Annotated in this window: 19 protein-coding genes and 1 pseudogene; 7 read left to right on the forward strand and 13 right to left on the reverse strand. The window is 55.8% G+C overall.

Annotation, left to right across the window (positions count from 1 at the left end; translation table 11 throughout):
• Nucleotides 1-1,083: pseudogene (locus tag LUQ43_RS08160) on the forward strand (elongation factor EF-2); the annotation flags it as partial.
• A 121-nt stretch (nucleotides 1,084-1,204) separates the two neighbouring features.
• Nucleotides 1,205-1,714 (forward strand): GTP-binding protein, encoded by a 510-nt coding sequence (locus LUQ43_RS08165; protein WP_299966133.1) that lies wholly within the window; start codon nucleotides 1,205-1,207, stop codon nucleotides 1,712-1,714.
• Between the two features lie 49 nt (nucleotides 1,715-1,763).
• Here LUQ43_RS08165 and LUQ43_RS08170 read toward each other — a convergent pair whose 3' ends face one another.
• The 6 genes from LUQ43_RS08170 to LUQ43_RS08195 all read right to left on the reverse strand — a co-directional run bounded on the left by LUQ43_RS08170 (nucleotide 1,764) and on the right by LUQ43_RS08195 (nucleotide 6,796).
• The gene (locus tag LUQ43_RS08170) at nucleotides 1,764-2,432 is read right to left on the reverse strand and encodes a flavodoxin family protein (RefSeq protein WP_299966135.1); all 669 of its coding nucleotides are present in this window, start codon (nucleotides 2,430-2,432) and stop codon (nucleotides 1,764-1,766) included.
• Between the two features lie 121 nt (nucleotides 2,433-2,553).
• The gene (locus tag LUQ43_RS08175) at nucleotides 2,554-2,835 is read right to left on the reverse strand and encodes a hypothetical protein (RefSeq protein WP_299966137.1); all 282 of its coding nucleotides are present in this window, start codon (nucleotides 2,833-2,835) and stop codon (nucleotides 2,554-2,556) included.
• A 123-nt stretch (nucleotides 2,836-2,958) separates the two neighbouring features.
• Nucleotides 2,959-3,684, reverse strand: coding sequence for a hypothetical protein (locus LUQ43_RS08180; protein ID WP_299966139.1), 726 nt, complete (start codon nucleotides 3,682-3,684; stop codon nucleotides 2,959-2,961).
• Nucleotides 3,685-4,059: 375 nt separating this feature from the next.
• A complete protein-coding gene (locus LUQ43_RS08185; RefSeq protein WP_299966141.1) occupies nucleotides 4,060-4,392 on the reverse strand; it encodes an AN1-type zinc finger protein in 333 nt (110 codons plus the stop codon).
• A gap of 438 nt (nucleotides 4,393-4,830) precedes the next feature.
• Nucleotides 4,831-6,114, reverse strand: coding sequence for a hypothetical protein (locus LUQ43_RS08190; RefSeq protein ID WP_299966143.1), 1,284 nt, complete (start codon nucleotides 6,112-6,114; stop codon nucleotides 4,831-4,833).
• Between the two features lie 58 nt (nucleotides 6,115-6,172).
• Nucleotides 6,173-6,796, reverse strand: a complete 624-nt coding sequence (locus LUQ43_RS08195) for a hypothetical protein (RefSeq protein ID WP_299966146.1) — start codon at nucleotides 6,794-6,796, stop codon at nucleotides 6,173-6,175.
• 145 nt (nucleotides 6,797-6,941) lie between these two features.
• On the opposite strand from LUQ43_RS08195, the gene LUQ43_RS08200 reads away from it, so the two are divergent.
• Complete coding sequence (locus tag LUQ43_RS08200; RefSeq protein WP_299966147.1) at nucleotides 6,942-7,790, forward strand: ArsR family transcriptional regulator; 849 nt, start codon at nucleotides 6,942-6,944, stop codon at nucleotides 7,788-7,790.
• Here LUQ43_RS08200 and LUQ43_RS08205 read toward each other — a convergent pair.
• From LUQ43_RS08205 to LUQ43_RS08215, 3 genes are all read right to left on the reverse strand, one after another.
• The gene (locus LUQ43_RS08205) at nucleotides 7,755-8,693 is read right to left on the reverse strand and encodes a hypothetical protein (protein ID WP_299966148.1); all 939 of its coding nucleotides are present in this window, start codon (nucleotides 8,691-8,693) and stop codon (nucleotides 7,755-7,757) included. The two genes, LUQ43_RS08200 and LUQ43_RS08205, sit on opposite strands and share 36 nt — an antisense overlap.
• A gap of 285 nt (nucleotides 8,694-8,978) precedes the next feature.
• Nucleotides 8,979-10,211, reverse strand: coding sequence for a YcdB/YcdC domain-containing protein (locus tag LUQ43_RS08210; RefSeq protein ID WP_299966150.1), 1,233 nt, complete (start codon nucleotides 10,209-10,211; stop codon nucleotides 8,979-8,981).
• A gap of 838 nt (nucleotides 10,212-11,049) precedes the next feature.
• Complete coding sequence (locus tag LUQ43_RS08215; RefSeq protein ID WP_299966153.1) at nucleotides 11,050-11,376, reverse strand: AN1-type zinc finger protein; 327 nt, start codon at nucleotides 11,374-11,376, stop codon at nucleotides 11,050-11,052.
• A gap of 469 nt (nucleotides 11,377-11,845) precedes the next feature.
• On the opposite strand from LUQ43_RS08215, the gene LUQ43_RS08220 reads away from it, so the two are divergent.
• Entirely contained in the window at nucleotides 11,846-12,145 is a 300-nt protein-coding gene (locus LUQ43_RS08220) for a type II toxin-antitoxin system PemK/MazF family toxin (protein WP_299966155.1), read from the forward strand.
• 99 nt (nucleotides 12,146-12,244) lie between these two features.
• Nucleotides 12,245-13,780 (forward strand): beta-ribofuranosylaminobenzene 5'-phosphate synthase, encoded by a 1,536-nt coding sequence (locus LUQ43_RS08225; protein ID WP_299966157.1) that lies wholly within the window; start codon nucleotides 12,245-12,247, stop codon nucleotides 13,778-13,780.
• A gap of 41 nt (nucleotides 13,781-13,821) precedes the next feature.
• Here the strand turns inward: LUQ43_RS08225 and LUQ43_RS08230 are convergent, their stop codons facing one another.
• The 4 genes from LUQ43_RS08230 to LUQ43_RS08245 all read right to left on the reverse strand — a co-directional run bounded on the left by LUQ43_RS08230 (nucleotide 13,822) and on the right by LUQ43_RS08245 (nucleotide 16,928).
• The gene (locus LUQ43_RS08230) at nucleotides 13,822-14,964 is read right to left on the reverse strand and encodes an ATP-binding protein (protein ID WP_299966160.1); all 1,143 of its coding nucleotides are present in this window, start codon (nucleotides 14,962-14,964) and stop codon (nucleotides 13,822-13,824) included.
• Complete coding sequence (locus LUQ43_RS08235) at nucleotides 14,961-15,563, reverse strand: chemotaxis protein CheC (protein WP_299966162.1); 603 nt, start codon at nucleotides 15,561-15,563, stop codon at nucleotides 14,961-14,963. Before LUQ43_RS08235 ends, LUQ43_RS08230 begins: the two co-directional genes overlap by 4 nt.
• On the reverse strand, nucleotides 15,563-15,931 hold the full coding sequence (locus tag LUQ43_RS08240; RefSeq protein ID WP_299966164.1) for a response regulator: 369 nt from the start codon (nucleotides 15,929-15,931) through the stop codon (nucleotides 15,563-15,565). The genes LUQ43_RS08235 and LUQ43_RS08240 overlap by 1 nt, the downstream gene beginning before the upstream one ends.
• Nucleotides 15,932-16,037: 106 nt before the next feature.
• Nucleotides 16,038-16,928: an ABC transporter ATP-binding protein gene (locus LUQ43_RS08245; protein ID WP_299966167.1), complete on the reverse strand. Its 891-nt coding sequence runs from the start codon at nucleotides 16,926-16,928 to the stop codon at nucleotides 16,038-16,040.
• Between the two features lie 175 nt (nucleotides 16,929-17,103).
• Here LUQ43_RS08245 and LUQ43_RS08250 point away from each other — a divergent pair, with 175 nt between their 5' ends.
• Together LUQ43_RS08250 and LUQ43_RS08255 are read left to right on the forward strand one after the other, a co-directional pair.
• Nucleotides 17,104-18,918: an ABC transporter permease gene (locus tag LUQ43_RS08250; RefSeq protein WP_363318507.1), complete on the forward strand. Its 1,815-nt coding sequence runs from the start codon at nucleotides 17,104-17,106 to the stop codon at nucleotides 18,916-18,918.
• On the forward strand, nucleotides 18,915-19,994 hold the full coding sequence (locus tag LUQ43_RS08255; RefSeq protein ID WP_299966169.1) for an ABC transporter permease: 1,080 nt from the start codon (nucleotides 18,915-18,917) through the stop codon (nucleotides 19,992-19,994). The genes LUQ43_RS08250 and LUQ43_RS08255 overlap by 4 nt, the downstream gene beginning before the upstream one ends.
• The last annotated feature ends 4 nt before the right edge of the window (nucleotides 19,995-19,998 follow it).

Genomic DNA, 19,998 nt, shown 5'->3' on the forward strand with positions numbered 1-19,998 from the left:
ACCGTCACCTCGCTCCTGGAGATGGAAGGGTTCGAGTCACTCAAGCACTACTCTGAACCGGTCATGACCGTTGCGGTCGAAGCCAAGAACATGAAGGACCTGCCCAAGCTCGTTGAAGTGCTCCGGCAGGTGGCAAAGGAAGACCCGACGCTGATCATCACCATCAACGAGGAGACCGGCGAGCACCTCATCTCCGGTATGGGAGAACTGCACCTCGAGATCGTCACCGGCCGTATCAAGCGCGACAAGGGTGTCGAGATCGTCACCTCCGAACCGATCGTGGTATACCGTGAGACCGTCACCGGCAGAGTGGAAAATGTTGAAGGAAAGTCCCCGAACCGGCACAACCGCTTCTACTTTACCCTCGAACCCCTGCCTGATGCCATCGTCGATTTGATCAAGAAGGGCGATGTCTCGATGAACCAGCAGCAGATCGAGCGCCGTGATGTCCTGGTCGCGGCAGGCATGGACAAGGACGATGCCAAGAGTGTCAAGGACATCAAGGGCACCTGTATGCTCTTCGACCGGACGAAGGGTATCCAGTACCTCAACGAGACCATGGAACTGATCATCGAAGGTATCCACGAGGCACTCGCGGGCGGTCCGCTCGCGGACGAGCCGGTCCAGAACCTCAAGATGACCCTCACCGATGTCAAGCTCCACGAGGATGCAATCCACCGTGGTCCCGCACAGGTCATCCCCGCAGTCCGTGGCGCCATCAAGGGTGGCATGCTGATTGCAGGCGACTCGCTCCTGGAGCCGGTCCAGAAGATCCAGATCACGGTCCCGATGGACCAGATGGGGGCCGCAACCTCCCAGATCCAGGGCCGGCGCGGCCAGGTCTTCGACATGGCAAGCGAGGGAGATACCATCACCGTTGTCGGCAAGGCACCGGTTGCAGAACTCTTCGGGTTTGCCGGAGACATCCGCTCGGCAACGGAAGGCCGTGCCATGTGGAACACCGAGTTCGCCGGGTTCGAGCTTGTGCCGAACAACATGGTCAAGGAAGTTGTCGTTGCCATCCGCAAGCGCAAGGGCTTAAAAGAACAGATGCCCACCCCGGCCGATTATCTCTCGGTATAATTACCCCAACACCCCATTACCCAGTCCCTTTTTTTATACATTTTTCCTACGGACCCGGTTGGTTTTCTGGTTCATCCCCGGACCGAAACGGTAAACTCCCTATCGTTCCAGATTATAGCCAATGGCAGATGATACCAAGCTGAAAATTGTTGTATTTGGTGCATTCGGGGCGGGAAAGACCACGATGATCCAGACCCTGGATCCCGGATCAAAACACATCGAGGCGAACTGTGCCGGGGGAACCACGACCGTGGCACTCGATTTCGGGCGGATCCAGAATAATGGCTGTAACATCCACATCTATGGAACGCCCGGGCAGGAACGTTTCGAGTTTGCCCGGGAGATCATTGCCCGGGGAATGGACGGGGCGGTTCTTCTGGTAGACGTCACGGCTCCTCCCGATGAGTTCACCAGTCACCTCTCCGACAGTCTCCATGCGGCACAGGTACCGTTCGTGGTATTCCTGAACCGGTGCGATGGAACCGGAGCGGATCCCGATGCATTTGTCGGTCGGTTTGGGGCCTCGGAAACCTGGAGCGTCTCCGCAAAAGACCGGAAGCAGTGCATGGATGCCTTCCTGAAGTTTGCCGGTACGCTGTCGCCCCGACCGTGCGGGCATACTTCCCCGTGATCACGTACTCCCGATATACTCCCGGGTCGTCATCTGCATCCCTCTGTTCCTATGGTATCCAGCCCATCCGCACCCACCGCTCGTAATCTTCGGTGCGGAAATCCTTATTCTCGATGACAAGATCCCGGAAAAATTCCCGGTTGCTGGTAATTTCCTCTTCCTGTTTCGGGTCAGAGAACCCGCCTTTAATTGCATCCGCGAGTTTTTTCCCGAGCGCCCGGGCATCCGCCTCGCGGGCATCAACGGCTCCTGAGTCCCCTCCCGTTGCAACGCTGATCCCGCCCACCGCAATCACGCCAAGGTAGTTGAGCACATGGTTCTGGTACGCGACAATCCCGTCGCCTCCGGAGGTGTGGGTGCTCGCAACCGAGCAGCCGTATTTCCCGGAGAGAACCTGGTAGTGGATTATGTCCGCGAGCCGGTCGAAGAAGATCTTCATCTGGCCGGAGACATTGTCGATGTACACGGGCGAGGCGAAGATGATCCCGTCAGCATCCTTCATCCGCTGCACAAGGGTCGGGACATCGTCATCGTACACGCAGACTCCGTTGAACGAACAGCCCTCGCACGCGGTGCAGGGAGTGACCCGGAGATCGCAGAGATCGATCAGGTCCGTATCAGCGCCGGCTTCTGCGGCCCCGGCCAGCACCGATTGGGTGAGTTGTCGCGTTGTGCTCCGGATCGTCCGAGGGCTCCCGTGGATAGCAAGGATCTTCATGGTATAATCTTCCTGATCAGATAGTAGGCGGCGGGGAATATTATAATGAAGGGAGGAGGAAGGTTTTCCGGGCACTCCCATGAAAAATGCAGGCGGGGTTATCCCGCGCAATCCGGTTCAATTATTTTTTCAGGAGGGTTTCGAGTTTGTCACCGATGAACGCACCGACAATGAAGATGAGCACATAGAGGATGATCATAACGATAATACTGAATACTCCAAAGAGACCGGCAACGGTGCTGACAGTTGCGGGAAGCAGGAACATCGACACGAGGGTGAAGGCAATGCTCGCGACAATGCCGATGATGGCGCTGTTCTTGAGGAGCCCCCGGTAATCTTCCTGGCCCTTATGAAAAAATCCGAATGCGATACCGATAATCAGATCAAGCAGTTCGAGTAACATACGAATATCCCAACGATACCAATCTATCGTACGTGGACCGAGAAATACGTTCCTGACCGGTGATGGATACCGCCTCCCACCCGGGTGGATACAGGAAAAATGGATTGCCTGCCGGGGGCGCTCTCACGCTGTGTTTTTCGGGACACAGACCCCGAGCAGCCCGAGAACGATCAGGGAAAAACCGATGACGACAAAGGTTCCGATAACCGGGAGGATCGTGTTCGTGATCAGGAACAGTTCGCGAAGGGGATAGATCATGAACGTGAGCGCGAAGATCGCCACGCCCCAAAGGACCATCGGGGCCTCTTTTGGCACGTAGTTCAGCGCGGTGGTAAGCAGGACCCCGGAAGCGGCAAAGTAGATGAGGGTGACGAGCGTTGCGGGGCTCAGGCCGGCGATACCGATGACCGTTACGGCGATGATGATCGCGGCTGCAATGATGCAGAGGGAGAGATACCGCGCCACCGGTTTCGTGGCAAATCCCCTGCGGAGCGCGAACACCAGGATGAGGATCGAAGCGATGATCCCCGCATCGATGATGCTGGGGAAGACCACATCTCTCATCCCCAGGAGGATCATGACGTACCATCCGATGTTTGCGATCCCCCAGAGTAAAAGCCCGGCACCGGCCCAGAGATGGACCTGCCGATCACCGGACCGATGCCAGAGACCGATCAGGACAAGAGCGCCGGCAAGTGCGGTGATGATCTGGAGATAGTTGCTGATTGCAAGGAAGACCGTGCCGGGAAGGACAATGATGGCGAGGGCGAGAACGACTGCCACCAGGAGGATTGCGGAGAAAATACCGGCAATCCATGTTCTGGCAGGTATATCCGGAGTATCTGTCATAAAGAAATTTTTTTTACAAACCTGAAAAGGATTGTGCAGTTCTTACGATTTTATTCTCATATTCCCTGGGTCAGGAAGTGAGATGACCCGAATGGACCAATGCGACACGGAGATTTGGATCCGGCCTGCTGAAAAAAAATAAAAAAAATTAACCTTGTTGTTTCCGGTCCAGAAACCAATAGCCGGTGTGAGTGAAACAGCTCATGGCAGGTCTGCCCGGAAAAGCCGGCAATCTTCGTCATGGCCAGAACGGCGGGTTTTACCTGAGGATGTGTAGCAAAAATTTTTGAAGTCTCCGAAAAAAATGGCGGGGAGTATGCGGTGCCTGTTTTTCGTTCCCCTCTGACAAGGCTCACACGTTACAATGGGACCCACTCATCCTATCCGGAACCCGGCAAGCATGAGTCCCGCAAGTCCAAGCAGGATCAGGATAATGACAGCGATCATGATCTTCAGGTACGGGATCCCGTCGGCCGCTTTCTTTGCCGGCCCGCGTCGGGTATCCGTTGCAATCCCACCGGTTGCGCTCACGCCGCCGCCCCGACTGTAACTCATACCTACGGACGGCCGGGGTTTGCTGTTCCAGCTCACAATGCCCGTGCAGTTGTGATTGGGCGGGAGCCGACAGTCGGCGCAGAACTTTCCCCCGCAGTGCTGGCAGGTGAACGGGAGCGTGGTCTCGCTGCCACAGTTGTCACAACGCGTCATCGATCTTCACGTTGTCTTTTTTGTATTAAGAACTCTTCCCGCTGGGGGATTTACCGTCGTAAACCCGTGACCCCCCCTCCAAAACGGTCATAGCGGCCGCCGGAGGGCGGTTATTTTTACGCGTTCCAAAGTCTGTGTAAATTCAGGGGCTGCCGGACGCCCGCTATTTTGCAGGTTGAACTGGGGTTAAAATCGCTTTGTTTTCAAAATAAACCCCATTTCGTCCGATTTTCCATGGGCGTGGACACTGCATCCACTCCGGCCGGAAGTGACCAGGCTCCGTTTGGCAATTCGGGCATTTTACGGGGTTTTTGGAGAGACTCTCTCCCCAGCCCCCAGCGGAGGGGGCTGGCCGGGGGTTGATCCGGAAAAGGAGGTCAGGGTCCGGGGGGCCGGAGCCGATCATCCCTATGCGGTTCAAGGATCGCGCCAGATGGATCATCCTCGTCTGTATTGGCACCACATTCCGGTGAACAACAGGAGAGAGCCAACAGCGAGCGGGACTGCAGGCCCGGGTGAGGAGTGCGTGGGTGTCGGGGATGCAGTTTTTTCTGGTGTAAGGGTATGATTTCTGAATCCATCTGACTGAGGCGTGAGCTCTGGAACGGGATCCAGATTCGGAGTGTTAATTACAAACAAATGGATGTAGCCATCTTTTTTGAGTTTGTCCTTAGGATCCTCTCCATAGGAGGCCCAGAGGATCCGGTTCCCATCTATATCGAACAGTCGGGGAAACTCTGTGCTGATGGGTAGAACTTCGCGGGCACCAGAGGAAATAGAATAGACAATAATTGAACCCGACGGCTCATCGCGCGTGTCAAAGATAGAATTTTCCTTCCACGCAATCAGATCTCCGGATATCTGTTGTGCATATGCATTGAAAAAGTCCCTGCTGATCCGGTACTCTGTCCCTGAAGTCAGATTATAGAGATACGTTGCAGGATTTCCGTCACGGAAATCTCGCCAGACAACATAGTCTCCCGAGATTTCAGGACAATACTGGGAATGCCGCGCTGTGCTAAGGGGGATCTCCTCATTTAGATCCAAATCGAACAGATAAATATCACCGCTGCCCGGTTCGTTGCGATCATCAGACCAGACAATCCGGGAACCGTCCATGGAAAGGGTACTGATTTTCCCGGGCCCGGTGTGAATAACCCGGCGGGCTTGGCTTGTCAGGTTAAAGAGGGCAATTTCGTACATCGTGATCGGGTAAATCTGAACCCGTATCCAAGCGACATGGTCACCAGAAATGACCGGATACTGGTTATCGCGCATGAGGCTGGGATCCTCAACACTTATTTCATCGGGGGTGAGGGCAGATGTTTCCCCGGTTGCCTGGTTGTACAGGAAAATCGTGGAATTCTCACTCCACACGACATGCTCGCCCGCCAGACCAAAGGGGGTGTCGACCCTATACGAGTGATCGGGAGAATGTGTGGTGGCAAGGATTCGCGTCTCCCCATCGGACATGTTCATCATCCAGATGGTACTGGAAATATACTTTGTAGGTGATGGTGTCAGTCGGGCCGTCTGCCAGACAATCCGGTCGCGGTCAAGGTTAAAAGGCTCCGAATAGGTTAAATATGGGTTGCCGGATTCATCTTCTGTGATATGGGGGGAATAGAAGGGGATGTCTGTACCGGAGAGGAGCGCGGCCACGGGAGTAGTCACCAGGAGAATGAAGAGGAAAATTCCACACATCTGTAATAGAGGTTTCATGAAACTCAATTCCAAGGTCTGTGAATCATCGTGACTAAGCAGTAAAAAGAGAAAAAGATTATGGGATTGTTATTGAATCCGATTCGCCGGACGCCTCACGATAGGGATGGCTAATGTATCCGAAGGTATGAACATCGTAGTTTCCAGCCTCTGGCCACATATACAACTTGTCTTGAGTACTAATCGTATATATCCCATCGGTGGATGAGGCAGAGGTTGAATCTACTTGTGTAGCTTCATCCATCATTAAAAAAGCCTCAATATAAATATAGCCGGGGGGGTCGCTCATACCCGTTACAGTTGATGTTCCCCCATATCGGATTCGGGTACTACTGACTTTAGTTATCCACCCACTTACGTGCATGGTTATCGTTCTTGACAGCTCAGAAAATCTATCCTGGTTATTTCCGTCGGGCCAGATCATCTTATGCTCGTGCAGATCCTTTTTCACCTCATCCGAAACGCCCACAAGGTGCTCAGGATGGACTTTCTCCATGTACTCTCCGACAGTAATGTCAGAACCCCAGAGTTTGTTGATTAACACGATCTGCTCCGGGCTTGCAGAAGATGTCCGAACTGAACCCCCATTTGCATCTGCCGCGCTTACAGCCGGCAGGGCGCCGATACAGAGTATGCTTATAACGATAAGCAATGCTAGTTGCCGATATAGTCCTTTTACCATTTTTTCACCTGAACGCACGCTTTTTTACGCTTCACTGCAAGTGAATCGTGCATCCAATCTGGTGATACGATAAAAATTGCCTTAAAATTTCTGTGACAAAATTTTACCAAATGTATTAAATATTATGTTTTAAAAAGATGGGATAATGGTGCAGGTCAGAAGAATATTCAGGATCCTGCGGCAGGCTGCATGGTACGGGATCCTCCTTCTCATTGCTATCATCTGTATCTACGCGTCCCTGAATACTATCACCCTCTTCCTGTGGGGAGATCCATCGATCCATGGCCAGCCCCGTATGTTCCACCCCCCGGAGATCATGGTGCTCCATTACGTGGGGATGATCTCTCCCGAACTGGCCCGGATTGTTGTGGGTGTTCTCTTTGGGAGTTTGGGTTTCTTTCTCTGGTTCAGGTTCCGCGGGACAAGTAGGAAGACATTGCTCGATCATCCCCTGCGGGAACGGATAGCGGAATTTATCCGCTCCCATCCCGGGTGCCATTTCAGTTCCCTTGCACGAGAACTTGGAATAAACCGCGGCACGCTCTCCTATCACCTCGGCCAGCTCACCTTCTTCAACATTGTGCAGGAAACAAAAGAGGGGGGTCTGACCCGGTACTATATGCATAAGGCCGGGATTACAGAACTCGAACAGAAGATCATGGCACACCGGGACAACCCCCAGCGCAGCCAAATCCTCTCAATGCTGGAGAATGGAGATGCCACGCAGAGAATAGAACTCAAAAAGAACCTGAACATTTCAGGACCCGCGCTCTGGTATCACATGCATATCCTGATGGAAGACGGGATCGTACTTGCCGAACAGAACTGCGAGAAGACCGGCAGGCCTGTGCAGTACTCACTCACCGGAGAGGCCAGTAAAATTATTAAAAATAGTACTGGGGATGTCTCTGCCGTGGCAGGTTTCCCGGTACCTTCAGTGCAGGATTGGGGGACCGGCTCACAGTCCGGAAAAGATTCCGTGTTTCAGAAGTGAGAACTGGTTTGGCCCGGCTGTGAGCCTGGCTGTTGTCTCCGCATCCGGGACAACAAAGAGTGCCGAATCGGTACCGCACCATGGTTCCCTATCCCAGCCGACCGTAATGACATATTCTCCGGGCATAAGCCGTGCCGTATCCAGACTGTAATACCATGTGTTCCAGTTGGTATGCCCTCCCGGTTCTGTCCCGCCAGCGGGTGTGATAGTTGGAAGGGTATCTCGGAGGATCTCTTTTCCTGATGTGGCATTGTAAATCCGAGCGCTCAGGCAATCCTTCGGCGCCATGTTGGTGATCCCGGAAAACACTATACTGTGAGGATTGTTGCGGTCCAGAATCAACTGGCCGGTCATCGGATCGCTTTTCTGGTTGAACCGGAGTGCGGGCAACTCGACAAAGAAATACTCTGCCTGAATGATATCATCGACACCCTTTCGTTCCGATATCGCAAAGAGGGCTGCAACCTCCGGCTGGACGCTAGCACGGAGATCAGATACGGAACCCAGATCTGCTCCTGTAATGCCACGATCAGTGACCGTGATGTTCCCGGATCCGGAGATACGGGTGTTGATCTCGTACTGCTTATTTGCGCCCGGATCCAGTATCACGAACGCATACTGACCGGCAGAAAAATTCCGGGTCACTTCCGGTCCAAGGGTAAGAGAGAAGTTCCCCCGGGTATCAGGGGATGCTTTGAGAGTATGGAAATAGTGCCGGCCAAGTACCATGAGAGTAATAGATCCGTTTGTTGCACCGGTCCCGTGGACCGTGAACGCATCCCCTTCCGCAATCGTCTTCGGACAGCTGGATTCAAATGTCAGGTCGGCCGCAGCCGGTGCGGCCATGAAAATAGTGAGCACGAGGATATTCACAGCAAGAATTATTCCAGAATTTGTCATCATTAACTCCCGATTGTTTCTGAACCAGTATCAGAACAGGTAGTTAAGTGATTTCTGTGTCATTTTTTTACGTATCCTGTAAGGACTTCAGGAGTAGTGCAGACATCTTAAGGATCTGTCGATCCCCGGATATCCCGGTACTTGAGAATCCGTTAAATTCGCAGCGGAAGAAACCGCTTGTCTTTCAGGTTGGAACCAGTGACAATGTTAACGGAGGAGCGCACCCGTCTCCTGAAAATAACATCCCTGATGCCCTTCGGCATCCGGTTATGAAAAAAAGGGATTTGATCAGTGCTCGTGCCGGTAATAGATATCCAGCAGGCTCCCGTTCCTTGCATCCACCCACCCGGTTGCCGGGATCGGATATTGCCAGCCCCTGATTGACTCGTCATCGAACTCAACCCTCCAGGCAAGCGGAACGCTACCCGCAGCGGGCACAACCTTGTCCGGGTTGTGGAAATCCTTCCACCGAAGATCCGTGGAGACAATATGGAAGCTGGCAGCGGAAGCCGGGTAGATCTTCTCTGCTTCCTTCTGCACGGTTGCTATCGCCGTGTCCTTTGATACAGAAGGTTCTGCTGGCAACGCGACGGCATTCTCCGGAAGACTCCACGATTTGCGGTATTCGACAACATTTCCTTTAACGGAATCGACCGTGATGGTGAAACCGTCGCTGTCGCAGGGAACGCCGCGGATGATCCGGTTGTAAACAAAGACATATTGCCCGGCAATCTTCTCACCGGGCATCCCAAGCGGGTCCAGCCGGGCATCGACCAAGACGATCGATATATCGCCGTTGCGTTCCCGGATCTCCCGATCCGCCGTCTGTTGTGCAGCATCCATCGTGACAGATGGCGTCTCGGGCCGGTCCAGACGCGTGATGCCAATGAAGTACGAGCTCAGTTCGCCCGTGTCTGCATCAAGACCGCCCTCGACAAGTTTCTCCTCACCCTTCATCAGCTCGAAAGCCCAGCTCCGCATGTACTGCGATCCGTCATTAAACCGGATCCTGACCCGGTCAGTTGAAAGTTCCGGGAATGCACCGCGGGCCTTTGCCTTTGCCTGTTCGATTGTGATCCCTGCCTTATCCTGGAGGGGATTGTAGGGATCGCCGGTCTCCGCATCGATGAAGAGTGTTGCATTCGTCTCGCGGATGGAGGTGTTATCCGGTACTAAGGAGAATTCGTACAGGATTTTCCCGGGATACCGGTCGGTCAGGGAGACACCGGCAACGAAATAGCCATGGATTACCCCTTCATCCATTTCCCATTCATCCAGAAGGGCCTGTGCCTGCTGCCGCGAGATCGTTACATCCGGTGTTTTTGTCATTGTGCCGGTGGCAACCGCCGTTGTTGAAACGGAAATTGCTGTAACGGGGAGCGCCGGGATACTGGTGCCGTCAGTGCCAGGAGTCTCCCGGGAAGACTCCGCAACCGAAAACTGCTCTGCAAGAATTATCGAGATGCCGATCATCACGATGATGACGGCAAGAACAAGAACTACATTTTTTCTCTGTTTCATACTACACCTCCGGCTGCTGAGCCGGATCGATCCGTTCAGGTGCCAGACTGAATGAGGTGTACTCGCATGCCCGGACTTAAACGAATTCTGTGATAAAATTTTACCAATTGCGGCCTGAAAAAAGGGATTCCTTTCACGCAGCCTTTTTTGGTCCACAACACGGAACCAATCCCAAAACGATGAGCGAGAAGCCGGCACCAGTACTTCACTAAATTTGAGCCCGAACAAAAGGTGTCTCTTTCATGAAATTTTCTGGCCCGGGTTCTCCGTGGTCTCAAGAACGATTTACGAAGATTTGTTTCAGTTCTTTGAAGATACTGGGGGATGGGATGGGATACGAGTTGCTGACTATCCACGATTCACGGAGGAAACTTCAGAGACGTAGTGGATTCATACAATTTGTCTGGATTAAGGTATTCTCCAGAGCATTTTTTTCAAGCAGACTCTGCTGAAAAATTTTCAACCGAGATCATGAGGTGTCAGTTGATGAGGCGATAATCGGATAATTATCCGGCAATATGTATGTACATGCTACAAAAATTTTGATTTGCCGACGTGAGATGGTTTCCCAATCAACCAGACCCTGCATGAAAAAATTTGAGCAGGGGGTGAGGGGGTGGTTGAAATTTTTTTGCCGGAGATCGATTGTGATGCTCATAATGGTGGAACTATTCACAGGTTTTTGGCAGGTAGTGTACACTTCCAGGATTCGCGGAGGAATAATTCGTGAAGTACTGGGCACAGACAAACGGATCGGATGCCGGGACGGCCACCGGATTCCCACGGGGATTCCGGGCGGGTTGAGGTTTTCAATTCGCCTGATGGAGATCTCCCGTCTTCAAAGGCGGAACCCTGCAAGCATGAGTCCCGCAAGCCCGAGAATGACCAGGCCGATGATCGCAAGCATGATCCAGAGATAGGGAATCGCGGTCTCTTTCTTCCGGGATTTCTGCCGCAATTCCCCGGCCGCACCGCCTGTCACTGAAACTCCGCCGCCCCGGCTGTAACTCATGCCGACCGCGGGCCGGGGTTTCTGGTTCCAGCTCACAATGCCCGTGCAGTTGTGATTGGGCGGGAGCCGGCAGTCGGCGCAGAACATTCCCCCGCAGTGCTGGCAGGTGAACGGGAGCGTGGTCTCGCTGCCGCAGTTGTCGCAACGCGTCATCGATCTTCACGTTGTCTTTTTTGTATTAAGAATCCTTCCCGCAGCGGGGTTTACCGTCGTAAATCCGTGACCCCCTCTAAAACGGTCATAGCGGCCGCCGGAGGGCGGATATTTTTACGCGTCCCAAAGTCTGTGGAAAAACAGGGGCTGCCGGACGCCCGCTATTTTGCAGGTTGAAGTGGGGTTAAAATCGCTTTGTTTTCAAAATAAACCCCATTTCGTCCGATTTTCCATGGGCGTGGACACTGCATCCACTCCAGCCGGAAATGCGAATCGTCTATTTGGCAAACGGAGCCCGTTACGGGCTTATTTGAGTACTGGTCCCCGGAAGGATCGGTCCGGGGCGATCCAATCCCTTATGCCGTTTTGCGCCGGATACTACCGGCATGGGGCAGTATGTGGCAGGCGATGTCCTGCTGGCCACGGTGGCGCTCGATGACCGGACGGCCGCGAAGACCCGCCGGTGGTCGTGATCCGTACGGAAGAGCCGGGCACGATCCGGGTCTGCCCGGTGAGCAGCAAGGCGCCGAACGATGCACCGTGCCTGCCGCTCACGATCGATGATTTTGAAACCGGCGGTCTCGATCTCTTCAGCGAAAGTTACGTGATGACGGGCCGTGTTCTCGCACTCCGGCCCGCGGATGTGATAGGGAAGAAGGGCCGGCTGACCGGAGAATCGCTTGCGGAGATTACCGGACACGTGCCGGCCGGTGGGCCGAAAGGAAACGAACCGGCAAAATATTCCGGCCGCTCGCGGACCCGCCGCTGATCGTCCGGATTTTTTTAAATTTTATTTTTTAATTTTTTAATTCTTTCCGGACGCGGTGCATCAGCATCCTTATCTTATCCTTGAGATAACGATGGTAGGATGGACATCGCAGAGGCAATCCGGGAGATGGAGGCGCAGGTTGGCCGGATCTCGCCGGTCCAGAAATTCCTGCTGGGCACGGACGGGTCGGTTACGCAGATCCTCGAATCGATCACCGGGAAAAAAGTTGTCATCAGGACGCTCGTACAGGAGATCGTACCTGCTGACCGTACCGCGGCCGGTAACCTGAGTATTGCCGAAGGAGACCCGGTCAACTTCCGCATCGTGGAGATCAAGACCGAGGGCAGCGGCGAGGTGCTGATCTACGCGGTCTCGCACACACCCGTCAACAGACTCTCCCCGGAATTCAGAGACGATCTGTTGCGGGCTGATATCCCCATCGGGAAGATCATCAAACAGCACCACATCGAGGCCCGGCGGGAGATCCTGAACGCCCGTGTCCTTCCGGCAACAGAAGAGGCCGGCAGATTATTTTCCATCTGCAAGAACGAGCCGCTCCTCGCCCGGCAGTACCAGATCATCCATGGTGGCAAACCGCTCATCTTCATCGAGGAGCAGTTCCCTTACAACCGCTTCCTCGACACCCGGCGTGTCATCGTGGACACGCCCTCGCGGCTCCATGTCTCCCTGATCGATATGCACGGCGGGTCGGGCCGGGTGGACGGCGGCATCGGCATCACGCTGGACGAGCCCGGCATCCTGATAGAGGCCGAACTATCCCCGGTCCTTGCCGTGCACGGCTGCGACCCGGCAACGCAGCAACGGATCGTGCAGGTGGCAACAAGCGTGCTGAAGGATCTTGGTCTTGGCGGAAGCGTTGCGATCACGGTAAGGAAATCCTTCCCGTCCCACATCGGTCTCGGAAGCGGGTCGCAGATTGCGCTTGCGGTGGCAAAAGCAATCGCGGAGCTCCACGACCGGCACATGCCCGCACGCGAGCTTGCCCGGCTCGTGGGCCGGGGCGGGACGTCCGGTATCGGCACTGCGGCGTTCGATAACGGCGGGTTCATCATCGACGGGGGCCACCGGTTCGGTGCGGGCGGGGAGAAGGCGGACTTCCGCCCGTCATCCGCATCACGGGGTGTCAGCCCCGCACCGGTGATTGTCCGGCACGAGTTCCCGCAGGACTGGAAAATTCTGCTCGCGGTCCCGGACCTTCCGGCCGGGGCGAACGGCAGCCATGAAGCGGATATCTTCCGGACCCGGTGCCCGGTGCCGCTCGATGAGGTACGGGCGCTGAGTCATGAGGTGCTGATGCGGATGCTGCCGGGTCTTGTGGAGCGCGATCTCGATCTCTTCGGCTCCGCGATCAATACTGTGCAGAGCCTCGGGTTCAAGAAAGTCGAGCTCAGTCTCCAGCCACCGGTTGTTCACGGGCTCTTGTCCACGCTCCGGAACGCCGGCGCAGCCGGGGCGGGCATGAGTTCGTTCGGTCCGGCCGTCTTTGCGCTGGGAGACACCAATGTACCGGATCTTGAGCGGGCTGCCCGGTCCTTCATGCAGGAACATGCCTGTGGCGGGACGACCCTCATCACCATGGCCCGGAACCGCGGGGCAGCGGTCAGGATAGTATAACGATTTACCGTGTCCGGTGAATGCCCGAAAACGTCGCAGGTCTACCGGGCACGAACCCGGAACATGGCCTGGGGGATCAGGATCTCGAACCGGGCGCCAGTCCCCGGTGTGCCCGTCTCCCGGATCTCAAGGCCGGTTATAGAGAGGATCTCCTGCGACAGGTAGAGCCCGAGTCCGGTCCGGGAACCAACTCCTTTCAAAAAGATCCGTGTCTTCTCGGACGCCGGAATGCCGACCCCATTATCCTCAAGCGTGAGGATGCCCTGGTCCTTATCGCTGGAGAACCCGACCCGGATGGTGGTCACCGTTTTCCCATGGTATTTCGCGTTCTCGAAAATATTGAAGATCACCTTCCCGAACATCGGGTCGGCGTACACTTCGAGCGCCGGTAACGCGTTCTCGATCCCGATACTGCCGGCGAACACGTCCTGTGCTGAATGCTCCACGATCGATCGCACATCACACCAGTCCGGCGCGGATATCCCCAGTTGTTCGTATTCCCGGGTAATTTCCAGCAGGTGGGTGATCACCTCGACCTGGTGGGAGATCTTCTGCACATATTCGTTCTGTTGCGACCCGGGTTCAAGACCGTTCTCCAGCAGGTAGAGGTAACTGGTGATCCCCGTCACCTGGTTGAGGATATCGTGCCGGGTAAGACTGGAGAGCAGGTTCAGCTTCGCGTTTGCCGCGTGCAGTGCCTCCTGTGCCTTTTTCCGCTCCTCAATCTCAAGGTTCGCGAGCTGTCGCGTTGCCCGGTACATCCTGACCTGGCTGACCAGATCGTTGATGTCTTCGATTACGATCATTCCCAGGCGCATTCCATTATGGTCGAACGGGATGACCGAGGCATGCTCGGCCAGCAGATCGCCGTTCTGGAGCAGTGCCGGGATGAAATGGGGGTGGAACTGCGAGGAGAATACTGCTGCAGGACCCCCTTCGAAGACCTGGTCGATCCGTGACGTATAGACCCGGCTTGCAAGATGCGCAAACTGCGTGCGGAGATCGCAGCCCACCATCGCGTCCCGGGAAATACCGGTCCACCGGGCAATGCACTGGTTCCAGAAGAGGACCGTATAATCCCGGTCGATGAGAATGATCCCGACCGGCAGGGGATCGAACATCTCCCAGTTCCGGTCTGTCACCACCCGGCCCGGACCATGCAGGGGTTCCGTGCCGACCTTCATGGACTCATTTCCTGGATGGCGTTAAGCAATGATTCAAGGGATCCCACTTCGAGGATCAACAGGATGCTGCCCTCGATCTCCCGGTCTTCGATGGTAAAATGTGTGTCGGCAAGGATCACGCGTTCATCAGGACTCCGGGGATTGGCAGTGCGTGCAAGCGTGAGAACATTGATCTCCAGGTATCGTGGCAGCGAGTAGGAGAGGTGCTGTTCAAGGATGTTGGCGATCGATCCCATGACGCTGTTGAGGATGATGTTGCCGACCTCTTTCAGGGTCTCGATACGGAGTGCATCGAGTTCCGGGCTCTCTGCCGGTTCACCCGAGAGCAGCATGACCAGCGCGGCCGCGCTCCCGGGGGGGAAGGCAAGGGCAGACAGGCCGCAGAACGGGCCCTCGAACGTGAGGGTGACCGTGGCAAGGGTATCTCCGGCATGGATTCCTTCTGCCCCGGCAAGTTCGTCAATAGTCACAATCCGGACAGTCGGGACGCGGAGACGAATCGTGCAACCGGTCATCTCGTTGAGCATGCCGGCCGCCCGGCCAACACCGATATTGATCAGCTCCCTTATTGCGTCGAGAGCCTCGTCATCGATCTCCATTAAGCCTTCCCGCTATCCAGTGCCTGTCTGACCGTTTCTGCAAGCCCTTCTTTTTTGACCGGCTTGTGCATGACCCTGGTAGCGCCAAGGGCAAGGCACCGGTCCCGCGTGGCAGTCTGGATATCTGAAGTTACGATAATGATCGGCATGCAGAGGCCCGCTTCTTTGGCTTTTTTAAGGAACGCAAGACCATCGAGGTCGGGCATGAGCAGGTCTGTTATGATCAGGTCGGGTCTCTCCCGCAGGGCCGCATCCAGACCCTCGTTGCCGTTGGCAGCCACAAGAATTGTATACCCCATCTCTTCGAGCAGGGAGGAGAGGATCCTGCGCTGAAATGATGAATCATCGATGATGAGGATGCGTACCATACCTGGTTCCTGAAAGGTACCGTTGACCCGGTCCTTTCTGTGTGCTTGTACACTTCGGGAGACCGGCCAATAAAAGTTGTGATTTATCGATCTGCCGATCCCGGACCTATTTCCCGATCTTCAGGAGCATCTCTTCCAGTGACGGGTACCGCGACTCGATCTTCTCGACGCGGCCACCGGCTTCCGTGATAGCGGCCGTGCACTCGTTGAGATCCGTCATCTCCTCTGCATCACAGACAAAGAATCCCTCCTCCTGCCGGTAGGTCTTCGAATGCCCGAGGAGTTTTGCCGGATCATCGATGGAGAAGAAGATCGTGTAGGTGAGCGAACCGAACTGTTCGCGGAGCTCCTTCATGGAACCGAACGCTACCACCTTTCCCCTCCGGAGGATCATCACCCTGTCACAGATCGCCTCGACCTGGTACAGGTTATGGGCAGAGAGGACGATGGTCTTGCCCTCCTGCCGGAGCCGGCGCAGGTAATCGGCAATGAACCGCGAGGTCATCGGGTCGAGGCCGCTCGTGGGCTCATCGTATACGAGGAAGCCCGGGTCGTGGATCAGCGAGCGGGCAATCGCGGCCTTGCGTTTCATCCCCTTGGAGAATTCCCCGATCTTCTTGCCGTCCGGCTCAAGCGAGAGTGCGGCGAAGAGCTGGTTCGTCCGGATCCGGATCTCCTGCGGAGAGATCCCATAGATCTCTCCGAAGAACGCGAGGTAGTTCTCCGCGGTCATAGTCTCGTAGAGCCGTGACTCCTCGGGAAGGTACCCGAGATTCTCCTTGAGGGCCATCGGGTTCCTGATCACATCGATATCATTGATGCAGAGTTCGCCGGAAGTGGGGGCGATGAGGCCGGACATGATCTTCAGGAGCGTGGTCTTGCCCGCCCCGTTGTGGCCGATGATCCCGAAGATCTCGCCATCCTCAAAACTGAAACTGACGTCATCGAGTGCCAGGAAGCCGTCGAAATCTTTTCGGAGGTTGCGGGCGGTGATCATGGTGGTTGCCTTATCGATCAGACTTGTGTTGTGTTCCAGATATAGGTTCGGATGCGGGATCCGTCCCGTACTCTGCAGAGAACGATGGGTATTTGACAGATACCCGGTATTATTCTGTACTCATGACTGACCCTGCTGTGGCAGGGCCGGTTGGAATCCGGAGAAAGGAGCGGACATGCACATGGGAGCACTTGCCGATATTGTCACCATCGCGAAGTGGGAGGTAAAAAAATCTCTCACCATGATGAGCCGTGACATGCTGCCGCTCGCCATCATCCTCTTTGTCCTCTTAGTGGCCGTGACCGGTTTCTCCGCCCAGAGCGGTCTCCACCTCCAGGACGGGATGTACAATGTCGCGACCAACGACCAGGCCATCGCCTCGCTCCTTGCCTCCGACAACCGTTTCTCGGTCACCCTGCTCGACAACAATCCCCTCTGGGCCACCCGGGGATCATACGACCTGATCGTGATGGGCGGGCAGGTGATCCCGAGCGACACCGACAAGGGCCGGTCTGCGGTAAAGACCCTTGAGCGCGACTATGCCAAGTACATCAACAGCGTCTATACGAGGCAGGACGATCTCTTTGCCGCTTACCCGCTCTGGATCGATACGCAGAGCATCACGAGCGAACTCAGTTTCACGGCAACGCAGAGCGGCCAGCGCATCAGTGCCGCCCCGCCCCGGGGTCCCCCGGTGCCGGAGGGCACGATCGAGGAGATCGCGACCCCGTCCCCGACCCTCTCCATAACAGAAGAGGAACTCCGCGGACAGCTGGTCAAGTCCACGTCAAAAGACACCCAGATCTCGCGGTACACCGACGCCCTCTCGTCCGGCAGTTCCACGATGGGCACCTTCAAGACCCCGTCCCAGCTCTCCCCGCCCCTGCCGTTCGACTCGATCATCCTGGTCTTCGTCTTCATCTTCCCCCTCTACTTCACGAGCCAGTTCTTCATGATGAGCATCATGAACGAGCGGATCGAGCGAAAGGGCGAGATCCTGCTCTCGACACCGGTTGCGGCCTCGTCCATCATCATCGGCAAGATGCTCCCGTACTTCCTCGGGATGCTCGCGATCTGTACCGCCCTCACGCTCTGGATCAAAGCGCCATGGCTGATCCTCCTCCCCCTGATCCCGGTGATCTTCTTCTTCCTTGCAAACGCGCTCATCATCGGGATGCTCGCCCGGAGCTTCAAGGAGCTCTCGTTTGTCTCGATCTTCTTCTCGACCGTTGCCACCTCGTACCTTTTCTTCCCGAGCATCTTTGCCAACGTCCACGTGATAAGTCTCATCTCGCCCCTGACCCTGATCGTCCTTACCATGCAGGGCTCCGCGTGGACGGCCGCCGATTACCTGTACTCAACCTCGCTCTTCTGGCTCACCGGGGCCGTGCTCTTCTACATCGCGGCGCGGAACTTCAAGGAGGAACGGCTCTTCTCTGAAAAGGGCCTCGTCACCCGCATGCGGGAGTTCCTCTCCGAGATCCTCTCGCGGAAGCACCCGTTCATCGCACTCTTCCTGATCTCGGGATTCACCATCCCGTTCGTCTTCATGGTGCAGATGATGTGCCTCGTGCTCTTCTTCAACCTGCCCATGCCGCTCTCGCTCGTCTGCCTTCTCCTCTTTGCGGCGCTGGTGGAGGAGATTGCAAAAGGCATCGGGATCTACACGCTCTATGCACGGGACCCGGGATTCTTCACGGCAAAGAACATCCTCATTGCCTGCGGGGCGACCGCGCTCGGCTTCCTTATTGGCGAGAAGCTCCTGCTCTTTGTCACGCTCGCGGAGATCTCGGACTCGGTCTTTGGCAGCATCCTCTTCCTTTCGCTGGGCTCGCTCTGGCTCCCGCTCCTCCTCCACTTTGTCTGTGTGCTGATCGTGGCCTGCTGCTTAAAGAAGTGGGGGGCACGCGGATTTGCTCCCGGTCTCGGCATCGCCATGGTCGTGCACTGTTGCTATAACCTCTACTTCATCCTGGGGTGGCTTGGATGAAATCGCGGCATCTCTCGATCATTGCAAAGAAGGAGTTCCGGGGGCTCCTCTCCGAGCGGACGATCCTGCTCGCGGTCCTGCTCCAGCTCTTTGTTGCGCTCTTCTCATCCTTCCTGATGGTAGGCCTGACCTCGATGTACGACCTGGCATCGCTCTCGAAGTACTCCCATTTCAGGTACAATGTCGGGTACGCGGGGAACGATTCCCAGGTACTCTCTTACCTGTACGCAAGCCCGGACTTCCGGGTATACCGGATGGATCTCTCCACCGGTGTTGCAGCATTGAAGGAGCGGAAACTCGCAGCGATGATATGGGTGCCGGATACCAGTCCCGATGCGCAGGAACCGGTCAAGATCACGTTGTATACGCTCCAGAACGATCTCCAGAGCGCGATCGTGGATGTGAAGCTCAAGGACATATTCCTGAGGTACGAGAAAGACCTCCGGCAGGTTCGTGCAGATCGGCTCAGCGAGCAGCCGATGCCGCTTGAGATTCCCCCTTCGCGCGGTGCAGGTGAGTTCTTCGAGTTCGTGTACGGCCTCCTGATCCCGCTGCTCGTCTTCATGCCGGCGATCATCGCCTCGGCCCTGATCATCGACCTGATCACGGAGGAATACCAGCACGACACGCTGGAGACGCTCGTCTCGACCCCGGTCACGTTCTCCGAGATGGTCTGGGGTAAGATCCTGGCCTGCGAGGTGCTCGTGCCCGTGCAGGCGGGGATCTGGCTGTTACTTCTTATGGTGAACGGTATCGCGATCCAGAACGCCGGGCTGATCCTCCTGCATGTCACGGTGAGTTCGATGGTGCTGATCCTGCTGGGGGCGCTCACCGCGCTCCATTACCGCGAGCGGACAGCGGCACAGTTCATCTTCTCAACCGCGCTCGTGGTCGTGATCCTCTTCTCGCTCGCGCTGCCGTCCAACCCGATGAACCTCCTGACCCGTCTTTCAGTGGGCATGGCCGGCACGGAACAATGGCTCGTGCTCGCAGTTGTTGCCGGTGTGGTGGTCCTCCTCGCGTATGCAACCCAGCGTTATGCGGAACGGATCAGCAGGATCAATCACACGGGATAAACCG

Source organism: Methanoregula sp. (assembly GCF_028679125.1).
Taxonomy (GTDB): Archaea; Halobacteriota; Methanomicrobia; order Methanomicrobiales; family Methanospirillaceae; genus Methanoregula.